A 16,176-nucleotide genomic window follows, 5' to 3' on the forward strand; every position below is an offset into this window, starting at 1 on the left:
ATGACTGCGTACGGAAACTTCCCCGGCTCCCGGCCCCGGCGGCTGCGGACGACCCCGGCGATGCGGCGGATGGTCGCCGAGACACGGCTCGACCCCGCGAACCTGATCCTCCCCGCGTTCGTACGGGAGGGCATCGATGCCCCGGTCGCCATCTCGGCCATGCCCGGCGTGCACCAGCACACCCTGGACACCCTGCGGAAGGCGGCCGTCGAGGCGGTCTCGGCCGGGGTCTCGGGGATCATGCTCTTCGGTGTCCCGGAGGACGCGAAGAAGGACGCCCGGGGCACGGCGGGCACCGACCCGGACGGCATCCTCCAGGTCGCCCTGCGCGCGGTCCGCGAGGAGGTCGGCGACGACCTCGTCGTCATGTCGGACCTGTGCCTGGACGAGTACACCGACCACGGCCACTGCGGGGTCCTGACGGCGGACGGCCGGGTGGACAACGACGCGACCCTGGAGCGGTACGCGGAGATGGCCCAGGTCCAGGCGGACGCCGGCGCCCATGTGGTGGGCCCCAGCGGCATGATGGACGGCCAGGTCGGCGTGGTCCGGGACGCGCTGGACCAGACGGGGTACGAGGACGTGTCGATCCTCGCCTACACCGCGAAGTACAGCTCGGCCTTCTACGGCCCCTTCCGCGAGGCCGTCGGCTCCTCGCTGACCGGCGACCGCAAGACCTACCAGCAGGACCCGGCCAACGCCCGGGAGTCGCTGCGGGAGCTGGCGCTCGACCTGGAGGAGGGCGCCGACATGGTCATGGTGAAGCCCGCCGGACCCTATCTGGACATCCTGGCCAAGGTCGCGGAGTCGGTGGACGTGCCGGTCGCGGCGTACCAGATCAGCGGCGAGTACGCGATGATCGAGGCCGCCGCCGAGAAGGGCTGGATCGACCGGGACAAGGCGATCCTGGAGAGCCTGACCGGTATCCGGCGGGCCGGGGCGCAGATGATCCTCACCTACTGGGCGACCGAGGTCGCCCAGTGGCTCGGACGCGGCAGGGACTGAGAGCGGCTCAGGGGCTGCCGGCTCCGGTCTCCTGGAGCCGGTGGGCCTCCTTGATGGAGAAGCGGGCGCTGTCCCGTACCAGCGGGTCCTGGTCCGCGCGGGCGGTGGAGTCCAGGGCCATCGCGACGAGCGGGTCCGAGGTGTAGGGCGCCAGCGACATCGCTGCGTACTGGCGGACCAGGTCCTCCTCCGGGTCCCGCAGGGCGGTGAGCAGGGCGCGGCCCGCGCGGCGGCGGAGGTCGGGGTCGTCGGGGGGCCAGACGCGCAGGACGGTGGCGCTCTCGACGCGGGCGAGGTCGTACTCCGCGGCGTCGGCGACCACCGAGACGAGGAACGGCAACGCCTGTGCGTTGGCGTCCAGTTCGGTGATGATCTCGCGCTTGCGGTCACTGCCGGGGGGCAGTGCGCGGTACTCGGCTATCAGGCGTTCGGCGGCTTCGGCCGCTGCCGCGGCCGCCGTGGTCGGGGGGTGCGTGTCGTTCATGGGGGTGGACACTTTCTGTCAGGGCCAGTCGACCAGTGCCATGAATGCTACGAAAGTGACCACGAGTGTGGTGGGTGCGGCCAGCGCCAGGCCCACCCGGCGGGCTACGTTGCGGAGCTGCCAGGGGGTGGCCCAGCTCGCGATCAGGGCCATCAGGGTCAGCAGCAGGCCCACCAGCAGGACGGTCCACGCGGGGCCGAAGCTCGCGTCGAAGCGGTCGGCCGCGGCGCCGTTGCAGGAGTCGCACGCCATCGGCGTGAGGCCGCCGACGAACAGGGCGATCAGTGCCATCGGCAGGGTCACGATCGTGGTGATCAGCGGGGCGATCCAGGCGCGGGGGTCGCGTGCGGTGTCGGGCATGCGTACGAGTCAACCTCGGGCGGCGGTCGCTCGCATGAGTACGGGGGCTCAGCCGGCGGGTGGTCCGTCCGCCCGGGGGCGGGGCTCCGGGCGGACGCTCACAGCCGCCGCCCGGGCCGCGCTGCTACGGCGTGATGCTGCTGAGGTCCCGGCTGAGGGACGACCGGTGCACGGTGGGGCGGTCCGTCGTCAGTCCCACCAGAACGACCACACTTCCTGGTCGAGGAGGTGCTTCTCCGCGTAGACGTCCAGGTCGTACGGCGGGGACTGGTCGATGTTGTCGGGGCAGAACGCGTAGTGCTCGGCGGCCAGCGCGCGGGCCTCCTCCAGGGTGGTCGGCGGGCGGCCCACGGAGACGATCATCGTGTCGAAGCCGAGCACCACGACCCGCAGGTCGTAGCGGTCCTCCCAGGAGCGGAGCACCGCGCAGAGCCGGGCCACGTCGTTCTCGTGGTTCATCGGGCCGGACCAGCCGATCGCCGCCGGTATGTCGGCGGTGCGGCGGGCCGGGACGAGGGCGAGCCGGGCCCCCGCCAGCCAGCTGTCGGGGTCGGCGGTGATGATGTCGGCGAGCTCGGCGGCCGCCGCGTCCGGGTCGCCCGGGGCCTCCTGCACGGGCGCCGGGGCGAGGCCGGGCCAGGGGCCGGGGGCGCGCTCCGGATCCGGGGCGTCCTCCGGAGCGCCGCCCACCTCGTCGTCCGCGTACTGCGTCCAGTACCCCGCGAGCACCTCTTCGGCGTCGTGGTCGCCCGCGTACGACGTGGCGTCCGGGCAGAGGTCCCACGCCTCGGGCCACTGGTCCCGCGAGCCGCCGTTGACCAACACCGGCAGCAGCCCCAGGCGCCGCCCGGCCGCGCGCAGGGCGGCCCAGTCGCCGGGAGCGGCGGGCCCGTCCGCGTACCAGAGCAGCGGTTCGTGCCACGGGCCGTCGAGCGTGGCGTCCACCAGGGAGCCGGGCGGGAGGTCCAGGCCCGAGGAGGCCAGGGAGGGCAGGGGATTCGGGAGCGTCGCCATGGAGGTGACTCTAGGCGGCACCACTGACAACGCCGGTGCCGGAAGGAGGAGCGGCAGGGGCCCGGGGACGCCCGGGTGATGTCCGGGGTGATGCCGCCCGACTCGGCCCCGGGGACGCCCTGTTCGGCCCGGGCGCGCGTATCGTCGCGGAGGCCTGTTTCCGGCGATTGCGGTGGGTGGTTCCATGAACAAGATCGTTTCGTCCATCTCGGTCTCCCTCGACGGCTTCTTCGAGGGGCCGGACCGGGATATCGAGTGGCATTCCGTCGACGAGGAGGTGCACCAGCACTTCAACGACGTCTTCCGCACGGCGGGTGCGTTCGTCGAGGGGCGCGTCACCTATCAGCTGATGGAGGAGTTCTGGCCGACCGCCGACCAGGATCCCGACTCCGCCGGGCCGATGGCCGAATTCGCGGGCATCTGGCGGGAGATGCCGAAGTACGTCTACTCCCGGACGCTGGAGAGCGTGGGGCCGGGGGCGACCCTGCTGCGCGAGGTGGACCGGGACCAGGTGTGCGCGGTGCGCGACGCGGCCGCCGGGGATCTGATCGTCGGCGGGGCGGACCTGGTGGAGACGTTCCGGCGGCTGGACCTCGTGGACGAGTACCGCGTCTACGTCCACCCCGTCCTCCTCGGCCGGGGCCGCCCGTTCTTCGGGGAGGGGGCGGACCGGCAGGGGCTGCGGCTCCTGGAGAGCCGGGCCTTCGGCAACGGGGTGGTGCTCCTGCGGTACGAGACGGATCCGGCACCGGCCGACGCGTGATGCGGCGGAGGGCCGACGCGTGAACCGTACGTACGGTTCACGCGTCGGCCTCTGAAGGCGATCCGGTGCCGAAAAGGGGCGACGGAAGGGGCGTCGGAGGGGGCGTCAGAAGGTGAGCGCCGTCGCCCGGTCCGACTGCCAGTAGGTGACGAAGCCGTTGTCGTCCCAGTAGGTCTCGGCCGGGAGCTTCAGCTTGGCGGGCGTGTCGTAGGTCGAGCCGTTCCGCTTGGCGAAGTGCACCGACAGGTTCTTGCTCTTGTGGAGCGTGCCCTGGCCGGGCTCGCCGGTCAGGCCGATGCCCGCGTACGCCTCCTCGCCGGGCGCGAGCGTGACCACGGCCTGCGGCTTGCTGTCCTCCAGGATCGGGAAGACGGACTGGGCGCCGTCGAAGCCGAGGCGCGGCGCGTAGTAGGCGTCGCAGAGGCCCGAGCCGGTGTTCTTCAGGGTGAGCAGCAGGTGGTTGATCGGGCGGGTCACCTCGGTGACCGTCACGGTGGTGTTCGCGGTCGTGCAGGCGGTGCGGGCCGTGGCGGCGGCCGGGGCCGCCTTCTCGGTGCCGCTGTGGGCGGTTTCGTTCCCGTTGCCGCCCGCGTGCTTGCCCCGGGCGGGGGTGGAGGCGTTCTCGGCGGGGGTCCCGGTGGGCGGGGCGGTGGTCTCCGGCGTCTGCGGCGCGGTGGACTCCGCCTTGCCGTCGGTGTTCGACGCGGCGGCCGGGGCCGGGCCGGCGCTCCTGGTGCCTTCGTTGCCGCCGCCGCAGGCGGTCAGCGAGAGGGCGGCCACCAGTGCGGTGGCGGCGAGCGCGGTGGTGCGGATGCGGTTGGTGCGCATGGCGGTGGTACTCCCCGTGGTCGGTACGTGGTTCGGTACGTCGGTTGGTGCTGCGGTCTGGTCCGAGCTTGTGGGGTGGCTGATTCCGGCCGCAACGCCTGGCGAACCATTGGGGATGCTGGAACGTCTACGCATACGGTGACCTGCGGGAATTCCGTGTCCCTGGAACGCCGTTCCGGGACGGATGAGGGAGGGGAACGCCGTCGTGGCGACGCCTGAGGCCGAGCATTTCGCGGCCCTGCTGAAGGAACTGAAGGACCGTTCGGGGCGTAGCTACGGGGTACTGGCCGGGAGACTGCACGTCAGTACGTCGACGCTCCACCGGTACTGCAACGGTGACGCCGTGCCCAACGAGTACGCCCCCGTCGAGCGGTTCGCACGGCTGTGCGGGGCGGTGGGCGACGAGCTGGTGGAGGTGCACCGGCGGTGGATCGTGGCGGACGCGGCCCGGCGGCGGCCTGCGGGGGCGGGGCCGGCGGCAGCGGTGGCGGGAGCGGCGGTTCCGGTTCCGGCGGCACCGGCACCGGCACCCGCACCCGTGTCGGCACCGGCACCCGCACCCGTGTCGGCACCGGAGACCGCCCCGGCGCCCCTCCCCGCGCCGGAGCCCGAGCCTCCCGTCGTCGTCACCGCCCCGGGCGGCAGCCGCTCCCCGTGGGCCCGGCTCTCCCGGCGTACGCGGGTGCTCATCGCCGCCGCCGGGGTCGCCGCCCTCCTCGTGCCCACCACCGTCGTCGCCACCGCTCTCGTCGGGTCGCGGGCGGAGGGCGGCGCGGGCGCTCCGGACCGGGCCGACCACGCGGCCGGGGACGCCTCCGTTCCCCCTGCCCCGACCGTCTCCCGCACCTCCGGGGCCCCGGCCTCCCCCTCCCCGAGCGCTTCCCCGTCCGCGTCCTCCGACGGGCCGTCGGACGGGCCCTCCGCGGAGCCCGATGCACCCGGCGCACCCGGCGGCTCCGGTACCGAGCGGTCCCAGGGCGGCACCGCCACCGGCCTCGGTGCCCCGCCGGCCGTCACCATCTCCTCGTACAACTGGGCCGAGCCCTGCGGCCAGTTCTACCTGCTGGACCGGGGGCCGGAAGGGGTGGCTCCGCCGCCCCCGCCGCAGGACCGGCGGGGCTGGGCCCGGTCGTACGGCGGGGTGGACGCCGGGAACATGCTGCTCCAGCTGACCGTGCAGGGCACCTCGCGCGAGGCGGTCGTCCTGAAGGGCCTGTATGTGCGGGTGCTGTCCCGCAAGGCTCCGCTGCCCTGGTCGGCGTACCTGATGGGCAACGGCTGCGGCAGCGGCATCGCGCCGCAGACCTTCGCCTCCGACCTGGATGCCGGGCACCCGGTCGTCACTCCGGTGCCGGGGACGCAGGGCGACCGGGTGATCCCGGCCGTGCACTTCCCGTTCAAGGTGTCGTCCGAGGACGTGGAGGTCTTCAACCTCGACATGAAGACCACCGGGTACGACGTCAGCTGGTACCTGGAGCTGAAGTGGAGCAGCGGCGGGCGTGAGGGGATGCTGCGGATCGACGACCGGGGGAAGCCGTTCCGGACGAGCGGGATGCGGGGGCGGCCGATGTACACGTACGGCAACGACGAGGTGAAGTGGGAGCCGTACCAGGCAGGTTGAGGGAGGGGCCGGCCGCTGTCCGTGGCAGCGGCCGGCCCCCGTCCCAGGGCCCCTCAGGCGGGGGACGCGCCCCAGCGGCGGAGGTCGAACGTGGGGTGCTGGGCCGCCGCGTTGGCGTCGCGCCAGATCCGCTGGACCGGCGCGTCGTCGTAGATCACGGCCGAACCGGACGCCTCGTACACCGCGTTGACGACCTCCCGGCACCGCGTTCCCGCGTACGCGATGTCCCGGCGCATCCGGGCCCGCTCCTCCGGGGTGCCGCCCGGGGCGGAGGAGGCGGCGAGGACGTCCAGGTCGGCGAGGAGCAGCGCCCGTGCGGTGTCGACCGTGGCGGTGAGCCCGGACACGTCCAGCCCCGAGACTCCGCCGGGGGAGCCCGCGTAGGCGTCCAGGGCCGCCCGTGCCGCGCCCAGGAGGACGCCCGCGAGCGCCACCGTGCCGACGGCGGCGAACGCCATGCGGTACGGGGTCGTCCTGGGGCGGCCGTGGGGTGAGGGGTTGACGGGGTCGAGGGCGCTGAGCGGGAGCACGCGGTGGTGGGGGACGAGGAGTTCGGGGACCGTGAAGGAACGGCTGCCCGTGCCGCGCAGGCCGCTGGTGTGCCAGTCGTCGATGCCCACGGTCCGCTGCTGCGGCAGGAGCACGACGTGCGGTTCCGGTTCGGCTCCGGGGGCGGGCGGGGCGCTCACCCCGGCGACGATCCACTCGGCGTGGTCGATGCCGGAGCAGAAGCGCCCCCACATCCCGCGCAGCAGATAGCCCTCCGGCACCCGTCGGGCGGGCGGTCCGGCGAGCCGCAGTTGCAGGGCGACCCGGCTGGAGGGCGCGGAGAACACCTCCTGGCGTGCCTCCACGGGGAACTGGGCGACGGTCCAGGTGTTGCCGCCCATGACCGCGCGCAGCCACCCCACCGAGGCGCAGCCCCGGGAGAGCTCCTCCGTGGTGAGGAGGGCGGTGGCGAAGCCGAGGCCGCTGCCGCCCCAGAGGCGCGGGGTCAGGACGTCGAGGAGGCGGGCGTCGTCCAGGAGGCGTACGGCCTCCTCCGGCAGGGTGCGCAGTCGGTCGGCCTCGGCCGCGTAGGCCCCGAGGCGGGGGGCGATCGCGCGGGCGGCGGCGACCGCCTCGTCGTGCGAGAGGGTCGGGCGGGGGCCGTCCTCGGTGTCCCGCGGACCTTCCGGGGCCGGTACGGAGGTGGTGGCGGCGATCACGAGAAGCTCCAGGGGGGTGTGGGCCGGGCGCAGCCGTCGTGGGTGAAGTACGCGGAGAGCGCGGGGTCCCGGGGGAGTGCGGCGAGGTCGGTGACCACTTCGCGGGCGGGGATCCCGGCCGCGTGGAGGCGCCCCAGCCAGGCGGCGGAGGGGGCGGCGGCGAATTCGGCGGGGGTCGTTGTGGCCGCTGCCCCGACCGCGATCAGGCCGTCGGCGGTCGGGGTGACGGAACCGGCCGCCGGCGGCGGGGTCCCCGGGCCCTCGTCCAGGCCGCGCAGCAGGGGCCGCAGCAGGACCCGGGAGGCCCCGAGCAGCGACGAGTCGACGCGCAGGCGCCCGGTCGCCGCGCCGGACTCCCGGGCCAGCAGGGCCGCCAGGACGGACTCGGCCGCGACATGGCCGCCCAGCAGGTCCAGCAGGGTCACCAGGGAGGGGGCCGGGTTCCCGTCCGGGGTCCGTACGGTGTCGGCGACGCCCGACCACGCCTGGACCATGGGGTCCGTCCCCGGCGGGCGGGGTCCGTCGGGTGCGCGGTCCCAGGCGGAGGCCCAGGCGTAGATCAGCCCGGGGCGGACGCGGGCCAGGTCCTCCTCGTCGAGCCGGAGGCGGGCCGCCTCCCCCGGGGCCCAGCTGTGCAGGAAGACGTCAGCCTCCGCTACGGTCTCCGCGACCGCGCGGCGCCCCGCCGCCGTACGGATGTCGGTCTCGCGGACCTCCTTGCCCGCGTTGAGCACCGCGAACCGGGCCGAGACCCCGCCCGCCAGGGGTGCCGCCCCGCGCGAAGGGTCGCCGCCGGGCTGTTCGATCCGGATCACGCGGGCCCCGAGCGCCCGGAGCACGGAGGTGGCCAGCGGGCCCTGGACGTGCCGGGTGGACTCGACGACGGTGAGGCCGGTGAGGGGGAGCGGGAGGGAGCCGGGGCGGGGGCGGGCGGCCGGGTACGGGGGTGTCGGCAGGCCGTCGTCCCGGGGGAGTTCGCGCAGCTCCCAGGGGTCGTCGTCGTACCGTACGTCGCTGTCGGCGCGCCGGTCCGCGAGGGTGCGCAGGGCGCAGACGGCCATTCCGGTCCGCTCGGCGAGGAGGAGCAGCTCGGCGAAGCGGTGGCGGGCCGCGCACTGGGCGAGCGTCGTGATCAGGGGGGACGCGGCGCGGGCGGAGCGGGAGGCGAATGCGCGCCAGCTGTTGGCGATGTCCTTGGCGGGGGCGCCGGCCGCCTTCCAGAAGTCGCGCCAGGGCTGCACCTCCAGCGCCTCCACCTCGAACCGCACCCCGTCCGCCGAGACGAACGGCGGCCGGGCCGTGCGGCGGTAGGGCGGGCTCGGGACCTCCTCCGGCTCGTCCCCGGCCGTCGCGGCGGCCACGTACGGCCCGAGGGAGAAGAGTGCCGCCTGCGCCACGCCGACCCGGGCCGTGCGGACCGGGGTGCCACGCAGTCCGGAGAGGGCGGCGGCCAGCAGGGCCTGGGTGGCGACGGTTCCGGCGAGGGTGCCCAGGTAGTCGGTGCCGAGCGGGCGCGGGCCGCCGTTGGCCCGGCCGTGGAGGGCCATGAGCCCGGTGGCGGCCTGGGCGGTGGTCTCGTCGAACGGTGTCGGGTCCCCGGCGGGCCAGCCCCGCAGGATCAGGTCCGTGCCCGGGGCGTTGTGCGGTCCGCCGAGGCCGATGACGGTCTCCGGGCCGGCCGTGGCGTACCGGTCGCGCACCGGGGCCGTGCTCCCGCTCCCGTGCCAGGGCCCCGAGCCGGGGCCGAACCGGGCGCCGAGCCGGGTGAGGTGGTCGCGGACGACCTCGGTCGCGGTGGCGAGGCCGGCGGGCGGGGCTGGCGGCAGGTGGACCAGGTGGCCGTCGAGCGGGAGGGCCTCGCTGGTGGTGAGCGGGGAGAGCGGTGGCGCGGATGTCAACGGGTCCTCCGGGGTGGTCCGGTGGTGGGTGTCCGGGGGCGGGGGGCGGCGCGGTTCGGACGACCGGAGACGGGCTGTTAGTTAGGTTAGGCTAACCATAGTCATAAGGAACCGTGATTGGCGTGATCTCGGCCGGATCGGCCCACGCGGGGGAGGAGTTGGACCGCCTGAGGGCCGGGGAGCCGGGTCGGGCGCGGCGTGATCCGTACGACAGGGGCTGAGCCCTGCCCGCAGCCGGGAGTACAGTCTGCGAGGCCCTGGCGGCCCGCGCCGGTGCGGCAGTGCCGGTCGGTGGGCCGCCCCACCCCCGTACCCCCAGGTGACCGATGTCCGGCATAGCCCAAGCCTCCGAACGAGCCGACCAGGACCCGAGCGACCGCAGCACGGAACCGCGTGCACAGGAAGAACTCGACCCGCGCGTCTGCGAGGAGCGCTCCCAGCGGCTCAGACGCAGGCTGGAGCGGCTGATCGGGATCGCGGCGACCGAGGGCAACGCGCTTGTCCCGCTGCGCAACGGCGACGAGATCTTCGGTGCGATGCTGAAGGCGATCCGGGGCGCCGAGCACACCGTCGACATGATGACCTTCGTCTACTGGCGGGGTGACATCGCGCAGGAGTTCGCCGAGGCGCTCGCCGACCGGGCGCGGGCCGGCGTCCGGGTCCGCCTGCTGCTGGACGGTTTCGGGTCCCGGCTGATCGAGAAGGACCAGCTGGACATGATGGACGAGGCCGGGGTGACGGTGGCCTGGTTCCGCAAGCCGCTCTACCTCTCGCCCCTCAAGCAGAACCACCGCTGCCACCGCAAGGTCCTCATCACCGACGAGTCCACCGCGTTCACCGGTGGCGTCGGGATAGCCGAGGAGTGGTGCGGCGACGCGCGCAACGAGAACGAGTGGCGCGACACCCATGTGCAGGTCCGCGGGCCCGCGGTCGACGGACTGGCCGCCGCGTTCGCGCAGAACTGGGCCGAGTGCCAGGAGGAGCTGTTCGACGACCGCGACCGGTTCGTGGCGAGCGACCGCCACGGTGACGCCGTCGTCCAGGTCGTGCGCGGTTCGTCGTCCTTCGGCTGGCAGGACATGCAGACCCTGATGCGGGTCGTCCTCGAATCCGCCGAGGAGCGCATCCGCCTGACCACGGCCTACTTCGCGCCCGACGACTACTTCACCGGTCTGCTCTGCGCCGCCGCCCGGCGCGGTGTGGAGGTCGAGATCCTGCTGCCGGGCCCGCACACCGACAAGCGGGTCTGCCAGCTCGCCGGTCAGCGCCACTACGAGGAGCTGACCGCCTGCGGGGTGAAGATCTACCAGTACCAGCCGACGATGATGCACACCAAGAGCGTCACGATCGACCGGATCGCCTCCCTCATCGGCTCCACCAACTTCAACCGGCGCTCCCTCGACCACGACGAGGAGGTCATGCTCGCGGTCATGGACTGCGACTTCACCGCCGCGCTCGACGGCCACTTCGACGAGGACCGGGACAAGAGCGTCCTGATCGAACGCGGCCGGTGGAAGCGGCGCGATGTCCTCCAGCGGGTGCGGGAGGCGGCCGTCGTGCCGATCCGCCGCTACCTCTAGGCCGGTATTCGTGCGTGTGCCCGGGGGCTGACCGGGCAGGCGGGGGGAGCAGCGTCCGTCTTGTGAAGGGAAGGGCCCATGAGCGTCTCAGCCGACACCTCTCCGGCACCGGCAGCCGCGGTGATCACCGAGCCCCTGCCCGACCTCCAGCTCCAGCTGCTCATCCAGCTCCTGGACGAGGATCCGCGCTCCAGCCTGCCCCTCACCCTCACTCACCCCGGTGGCCTCCTGCACGGCGATGTGATCGGGCACGAGCAGTGGAAGGCCGAGTGGGCCAGGAGCCTGCGCCAGGTCGAGGGCGAGGGCGCCAATCTGCTCGCCGAGTTCCCCGAGACGGTCGACCAGGGCGTACGGGAGCTGCACGGCCAGGAGGACGCGGAGACGGCCCGGCTGCCGCGCTGGATCCACCTGCGGGACGTGACGCTGCTCGGCGGGGCCATCAGCGCGGTCTCGCTGCCGCTGTGGCGCGGCCGGCTCTCGGACGTGTCGGGGTGGGCGCTGGGGCGCCCTCAGTGACGTCGTACGTACGGGGTCGGCCCCGGCACCTGTGAAAGGTGCCGGGGCCGACCTGCGTACAGCCGCTCGGGGTCAGAGCCGCTCGGGCGTCCGGATGCCGAGCAGCTCCATGCCCTGGTGCAGGGTCCGGGCGGTGAGGTCCACCAGGAGGAGCCGGTTCTCGACGACCTCGGGTGCGTTGTCCGGGCTGAGCACCTGGCACTGGTCGTAGAACGTGGTCAGGTGCGACGCCAGCTGGTACAGGTACGCGGCCAGCTTGTGCGGCTCGTACCCCGAGGCGACCTCGCCGAGGACCTCGCCGAACTGGTCCAGGTGCAGGCCGAGCGCGCGCTCCGCCGGGGCCAGCGCCAGCTCCGGGTGGGCGGCCGGAACCGCGTCGCCCGCCTTGCGCAGGATCGACTGGATCCGGGCGTACGCGTACTGGAGGTAGACCGACGTGTCGCCGTGGAGCGACACCATCTGGTCGAGGTCGAACTTGTAGTCCCGTACGGCGGAGGTCGACAGGTCCGCGTACTTCACGGCCCCGATGCCGACGTACCGGCCGTTCTCCACGATCTCGTCCTCGGAGAGCCCGACCTTCTCGGCCTTCTCCCGGACGACAGCCGTGGCCCGGGAGACCGCCTCGTCGAGGAGGTCCTCCAGCCGCACGGTCTCGCCCTCACGGGTCTTGAACGGCTTGCCGTCCTTGCCCAGGACCGTGCCGAACGCGAGCTGCACGGCCTGCACGTCCTCGTTGAGCCAGCCCGCCCGGCGGGCCGTCTCGAAGACCATCTTGAAGTGCAGCGACTGCCGGGCGTCCACCACGTACAGCAGGGTGTCGGCCTTGAGGTTCTGCACCCGGTCGCGGATCGCGGAGAGGTCGGTGGCCGCGTAGCCGTAACCGCCGTTCGTCTTCTTCACGATGAGCGGGACCTTGTTGCCGTCAGGACCCAGCACATCGTCGAAGAAGACGCACAGCGCACCCTCGGAGCGGACGGCGACGCCCGTCTCCTCCAGGATCCGGCAGGTCTCCTCCAGCATGTCGTTGTAGCCGGACTCACCGACGATGTCGGGGTCGCGGACCTCCATGTCGAGCTTGTCGAAGACGGAGTGGAAGTAGATCTTCGACTCGTCGACGAAGCCCTGCCACAGCTCCAGCGTCTCGGGGTCCCCGGCCTGGAGGGCCACCACCCGGTCCCGCGAGCGCGCCTTGAACTCCTCGTCGGAGTCGAACAGCGCACGCGACGCCTTGTAGACCCGGTTCAGCGTCGACATCGCCGCCTCGCCGTCCGCCGCGTCACCCTCGTGCTTCAGGGCGCCCGGGTGCTCGATCAGATACTGGATGAGCATGCCGAACTGGGTGCCCCAGTCGCCGATGTGGTGGCGCCGGACCACGCTCTCGCCGGTGAACTCCAGGATCCGGACCATCGCGTCACCGATGACCGCCGACCGCAGGTGGCCGACGTGCATCTCCTTGGCCACGTTCGGCTGGGCGTAGTCGATGACCGTGGTCCCGGCCGCCGCGTCCACCGGCACGCCGAGGCGGCCCTCGGTGTCGGCGGCCCGGGCGGCCAGCGTCTCGACGATCGCCCTGTCCGCGAGCGTGATGTTGAGGAAGCCGGGGCCGGAGACCTCGATGTCCTGGATCAGCTCACCCGCCGGGAGGGCGGCGGTGACCTGGCCTGCCAGCTCCCGGGGGTTGCCCTTGAGCTTCTTGGCGAGCGCCAGGATGCCGTTGGCCTGGAAGTCGGCCCGGTCGCTTCGGCGCAGCAGCGGGTCCGCGGTGCCGGCATCCGGCAGAGCTGCCGTCAGGGCGTCCGCCAGCTGCTGCTGGAGCGTGGAAGCGAGGGAAGGGACCGAGGCCATGGCTGGCTGCCGTTTCCGTAGGGGTACAAGGGATCTCCCCAGTATCCCACGGGGCGTAAAGCCGTTTTCGCGCTACGGGGGGTAGCTGGGAGAATGGTCGGTAACCCACTGGGACCGACAGACGAGAGAAGGACGTGCCGACCGTGGCCGAGAGTCAGACCAGCACCGAGACCGACTGGGTCTCCCGCTTCGCGGACGATGTCATCGCCGAATCGGAGCGTCGTGCGCCTGGCAAACCGGTCGTCGTCGCCTCCGGGCTTTCCCCGTCGGGCCCGATCCACCTCGGCAACCTCCGCGAGGTCATGACCCCGCACCTGGTCGCCGACGAGATCCGCCGCCGGGGCCTCACCGTGCGCCACCTGATCTCCTGGGACGACTACGACCGCTACCGGAAGGTCCCCAACGGGGTCCCCGGCGTCGACGCGTCCTGGGCCGAGCACATCGGCAAGCCGCTGACCTCGGTGCCCGCCCCGGCCGGCTCCTCCCACCCGAACTGGGCCGAGCACTTCAAGGCCGCCATGACGGCGGCCCTGGACGAGCTGGGCGTCGAGTACGACGGAATCAGTCAGACGGAGCAGTACACCGCGGGGACCTACCGCGAGCAGATCCTGCACGCGATGAAGCACCGCGGTGACATCGACGCCGTCCTCGACCGCTACCGCACCAAGAAGGACCCGGCGGCCGGTTCCGCGTCCCAGAAGAAGAAGCCGCAGCAGCAGAAGAAGGTCGACGAGGCCGAGCTGGAGGCCGCCGAGGGCTCCGGCGCCGCCGACGAGGACGACGGCAGCGGCAACAGCGCGGGCTACTTCCCGTACAAGCCGTACTGCGGCAACTGCGAGAAGGACCTCACCGTCGTCACCTCCTACGACGACGACACCACCGAGCTGAACTACACCTGCTCGGCGTGCGGCTTCGCCGAGACGGTCCGGCTCAACGAGTTCAACCGCGGCAAGCTGGTCTGGAAGGTCGACTGGCCGATGCGCTGGGCGTACGAGGGTGTGATCTTCGAGCCCAGCGGCGTCGACCACTCCTCGCCGGGCTCCTCCTTCGTCGTCGGCGGCCAGATCGTCCGCGAGGTCTTCGACGGCGTGCAGCCCATCGGGCCCATGTACGCCTTCGTCGGCATCTCCGGCATGGCCAAGATGTCCTCCAGCAAGGGCGGGGTGCCCACCCCGGCCGACGCGCTGAAGATCATGGAGGCGCCGCTGCTGCGCTGGCTCTACGCCCGCCGCAGGCCCAACCAGTCGTTCAAGATCGCCTTCGACCAGGAGATCCAGCGGCTGTACGACGAGTGGGACTCGCTGGGCCGCAAGGTCGCCGACGGCACGGTGCTGCCCGCCGACGCCGCCGCGTACGCCCGGGCCATCGGCACCGCGGCCGGGGAGCTCCCGAGCACCCCGCGCCCGCTGCCGTACCGGACGCTCGCCTCGGTCGCCGACATCACCGCCGGCGCCGAGGACCAGACCCTGCGCATCCTCAGCGAGCTCGACCCGGAGAACCCGCTGACCTCGCTGGACGAGGCGCGCCCGCGCCTCGACCGCGCCGAGAACTGGATCACCACCCAGGTCCCGGCCGAGGCCCGCACCATCGTCCGCGACGAGCCCGACAAGGAGCTCCTCGGCTCGCTCGACGACCAGGGCCGCGAGTCGCTGCGCCTCCTCCTGGAGGGGCTGGACTCGCACTGGTCGCTGGACGGGCTCACCACGCTCGTCTACGGCGTACCGAAGGTGCTGGCGGGCCTGGAGCCGGACGCCAAGCCGACGCCCGAGCTGAAGGCCGCCCAGCGGTCCTTCTTCGCCCTGCTCTACCGGCTGCTCGTCAGCCGCGACACGGGGCCCCGCCTGCCCACGCTGCTGCTCGCGGTGGGGGCGGACCGGGTGCGCCGACTGCTGGGCGCGTAGCACCGCCGTACGTACGAAAAGGGCCGCCGCCCGGGAATCTTCCCCGGGCGGCGGCCCTTTCCGTACGTCCGTACGTTCCGGCTCAGGCGCTCTGGTCGGCCGTCGCGCGCTGCGCGTAGAGGTCCTTGAACTGCGGCATCAGGTCCTGGAGCAGCTGCGTCGAGCGCGGGTGGTGCACATTGCGCCGGTCGGCCAGGTGGATGTCGAGGGCCTCGATGTTCGGGTACTCACCCACCTCGTCCGTGTACGCGCTGAACTCCTCGTACGCGCGGTCGGCGAAGTCGTTGTCCTCCTGGGACCACTCCTCCAGCTGCGGCGCGTCCTCGGGGCCGGGAGCGGGCACGGCGGGCGGCTCCTCGTCGGCGGCCTGCTGCACGGGCTGTACGGGCTCCCCCTGCTGTACGGGCTCCGGGCCCGCGTGGGGCTCCTCGCGGAGTTCCTCGCGGCGGGGGTGCGGGACCGCGCCGATCGTGCCGACGTTGCCGAGCGGGCGGGTGCGGCCGGGGCCCAGGGGGACGGCGGCGGGCGTCGGCTCCAGGCCCTCGGCGTGGAGCGGGTCGTACGCGCTCGCGTGCGGGGCCTCGGGAAGCTTCTGGGCGGCGAACCAGGGGCTGTCGTGGGTGGGCGGGACCTGCGGGGCCTCCAACGCCTGCTGCTGCTCCTGCTGCTGAAGCCGGGAGTGGTGGGGCTGGGGCTGGGGCGCCTGCTTCCGGAGCGACATCGGCTGCTGCTGCGGGTGCTGATGGGCCTGCTCCTGCTGGGGCTCCCGCTCCTCGCGGCCCAGCTCGTGCCCGTGCTCCCGGCCCTGCTCCCGCTGCGGCCCGTAGGGCAGTTCGGCCTTCGGGGCGGGCGGCAGCAGGGCCGGCTCGATGCCGGCGGCGGCGAGCCCGGCCGGGGCGGTCTCGGCGAGCGGGACGCCGTACTTCGCCAGCCGCAGCGGCATCATCGACTCGACCGGGGCCTTGCGGCGCCAGTTGCGGCCGAACCGGGCCTGGAGGCGGGCCTGGTAGATCAGCCGCTCCTGTTCGAGCTTGATGACCTGCTCGTAACTGCGCAGCTCCCAGAGCTTCATGCGCCGCCACAGCTTGAACGTCGGTATGGGGGAGAGCAGCCAGCGGGTGAGGCGCACGCCCTCCATGTGCTTGTCGGCCGT

14 protein-coding genes are annotated in these 16,176 nt (G+C 73.1%); 6 read left to right on the forward strand and 8 right to left on the reverse strand.

Features of this window, described 5'->3' with window-relative positions:
- Positions 1 to 1,005 (forward strand): porphobilinogen synthase, encoded by a 1,005-nt coding sequence (hemB, locus tag IE264_RS37205; RefSeq protein ID WP_032760890.1) that lies wholly within the window; start codon positions 1 to 3, stop codon positions 1,003 to 1,005.
- A gap of 7 nt (positions 1,006 to 1,012) precedes the next feature.
- On the opposite strand, the gene IE264_RS37210 is transcribed toward hemB, so the two are convergent.
- The 3 genes from IE264_RS37210 to IE264_RS37220 form a co-directional block, all read right to left on the reverse strand.
- On the reverse strand, positions 1,013 to 1,489 hold the full coding sequence (locus tag IE264_RS37210; RefSeq protein ID WP_015609290.1) for a hypothetical protein: 477 nt from the start codon (positions 1,487 to 1,489) through the stop codon (positions 1,013 to 1,015).
- 18 nt (positions 1,490 to 1,507) lie between these two features.
- A complete protein-coding gene (locus tag IE264_RS37215) occupies positions 1,508 to 1,849 on the reverse strand; it encodes a hypothetical protein (RefSeq protein WP_031126358.1) in 342 nt (113 codons plus the stop codon).
- Between the two features lie 189 nt (positions 1,850 to 2,038).
- Positions 2,039 to 2,863 carry a DUF4253 domain-containing protein gene (locus IE264_RS37220; RefSeq protein ID WP_015609288.1) on the reverse strand — a complete coding sequence of 275 codons (825 nt, stop codon included), beginning with the start codon at positions 2,861 to 2,863 and terminating at the stop codon, positions 2,039 to 2,041.
- 184 nt (positions 2,864 to 3,047) lie between these two features.
- On the opposite strand from IE264_RS37220, the gene IE264_RS37225 reads away from it, so the two are divergent.
- Positions 3,048 to 3,626, forward strand: a complete 579-nt coding sequence (locus tag IE264_RS37225; RefSeq protein WP_015609287.1) for a dihydrofolate reductase family protein — start codon at positions 3,048 to 3,050, stop codon at positions 3,624 to 3,626.
- Between the two features lie 105 nt (positions 3,627 to 3,731).
- Here IE264_RS37225 and IE264_RS37230 read toward each other — a convergent pair whose 3' ends face one another.
- The gene (locus IE264_RS37230; RefSeq protein ID WP_032760888.1) at positions 3,732 to 4,454 is read right to left on the reverse strand and encodes a DUF4232 domain-containing protein; all 723 of its coding nucleotides are present in this window, start codon (positions 4,452 to 4,454) and stop codon (positions 3,732 to 3,734) included.
- 205 nt (positions 4,455 to 4,659) lie between these two features.
- On the opposite strand from IE264_RS37230, the gene IE264_RS37235 reads away from it, so the two are divergent.
- Positions 4,660 to 6,075, forward strand: coding sequence for a helix-turn-helix domain-containing protein (locus IE264_RS37235; RefSeq protein WP_032760900.1), 1,416 nt, complete (start codon positions 4,660 to 4,662; stop codon positions 6,073 to 6,075).
- A 53-nt stretch (positions 6,076 to 6,128) separates the two neighbouring features.
- On the opposite strand, the gene IE264_RS37240 is transcribed toward IE264_RS37235, so the two are convergent.
- Complete coding sequence (locus IE264_RS37240; RefSeq protein WP_015609284.1) at positions 6,129 to 7,283, reverse strand: acyl-CoA dehydrogenase family protein; 1,155 nt, start codon at positions 7,281 to 7,283, stop codon at positions 6,129 to 6,131.
- Positions 7,280 to 9,181, reverse strand: a complete 1,902-nt coding sequence (locus tag IE264_RS37245) for a CoA transferase (protein WP_032760884.1) — start codon at positions 9,179 to 9,181, stop codon at positions 7,280 to 7,282. Before IE264_RS37245 ends, IE264_RS37240 begins: the two co-directional genes overlap by 4 nt.
- 326 nt (positions 9,182 to 9,507) lie before the next feature.
- On the opposite strand from IE264_RS37245, the gene IE264_RS37250 reads away from it, so the two are divergent.
- Together IE264_RS37250 and IE264_RS37255 are read left to right on the forward strand one after the other, a co-directional pair.
- Positions 9,508 to 10,761, forward strand: a complete 1,254-nt coding sequence (locus IE264_RS37250; protein WP_190167890.1) for a phospholipase D-like domain-containing protein — start codon at positions 9,508 to 9,510, stop codon at positions 10,759 to 10,761.
- 78 nt (positions 10,762 to 10,839) lie between these two features.
- The gene (locus tag IE264_RS37255) at positions 10,840 to 11,277 is read left to right on the forward strand and encodes a GvpU-like protein (RefSeq protein WP_015609281.1); all 438 of its coding nucleotides are present in this window, start codon (positions 10,840 to 10,842) and stop codon (positions 11,275 to 11,277) included.
- A gap of 72 nt (positions 11,278 to 11,349) precedes the next feature.
- On the opposite strand, the gene argS is transcribed toward IE264_RS37255, so the two are convergent.
- Positions 11,350 to 13,122: an arginine--tRNA ligase gene (gene argS, locus IE264_RS37260; protein ID WP_015609280.1), complete on the reverse strand. Its 1,773-nt coding sequence runs from the start codon at positions 13,120 to 13,122 to the stop codon at positions 11,350 to 11,352.
- Between the two features lie 134 nt (positions 13,123 to 13,256).
- Here argS and lysS point away from each other — a divergent pair, with 134 nt between their 5' ends.
- Positions 13,257 to 15,023, forward strand: coding sequence for a lysine--tRNA ligase (lysS, locus tag IE264_RS37265; protein ID WP_015609279.1), 1,767 nt, complete (start codon positions 13,257 to 13,259; stop codon positions 15,021 to 15,023).
- Positions 15,024 to 15,105: 82 nt separating this feature from the next.
- Here lysS and IE264_RS37270 read toward each other — a convergent pair.
- A partial coding sequence (locus tag IE264_RS37270) for a DUF2637 domain-containing protein (RefSeq protein ID WP_190167891.1) occupies positions 15,106 to 16,176 on the reverse strand: 1,071 nt, incomplete at its 5' end.

The organism is Streptomyces microflavus (assembly GCF_014650075.1).
Classification (GTDB): domain Bacteria; phylum Actinomycetota; class Actinomycetes; order Streptomycetales; family Streptomycetaceae; genus Streptomyces; species Streptomyces microflavus.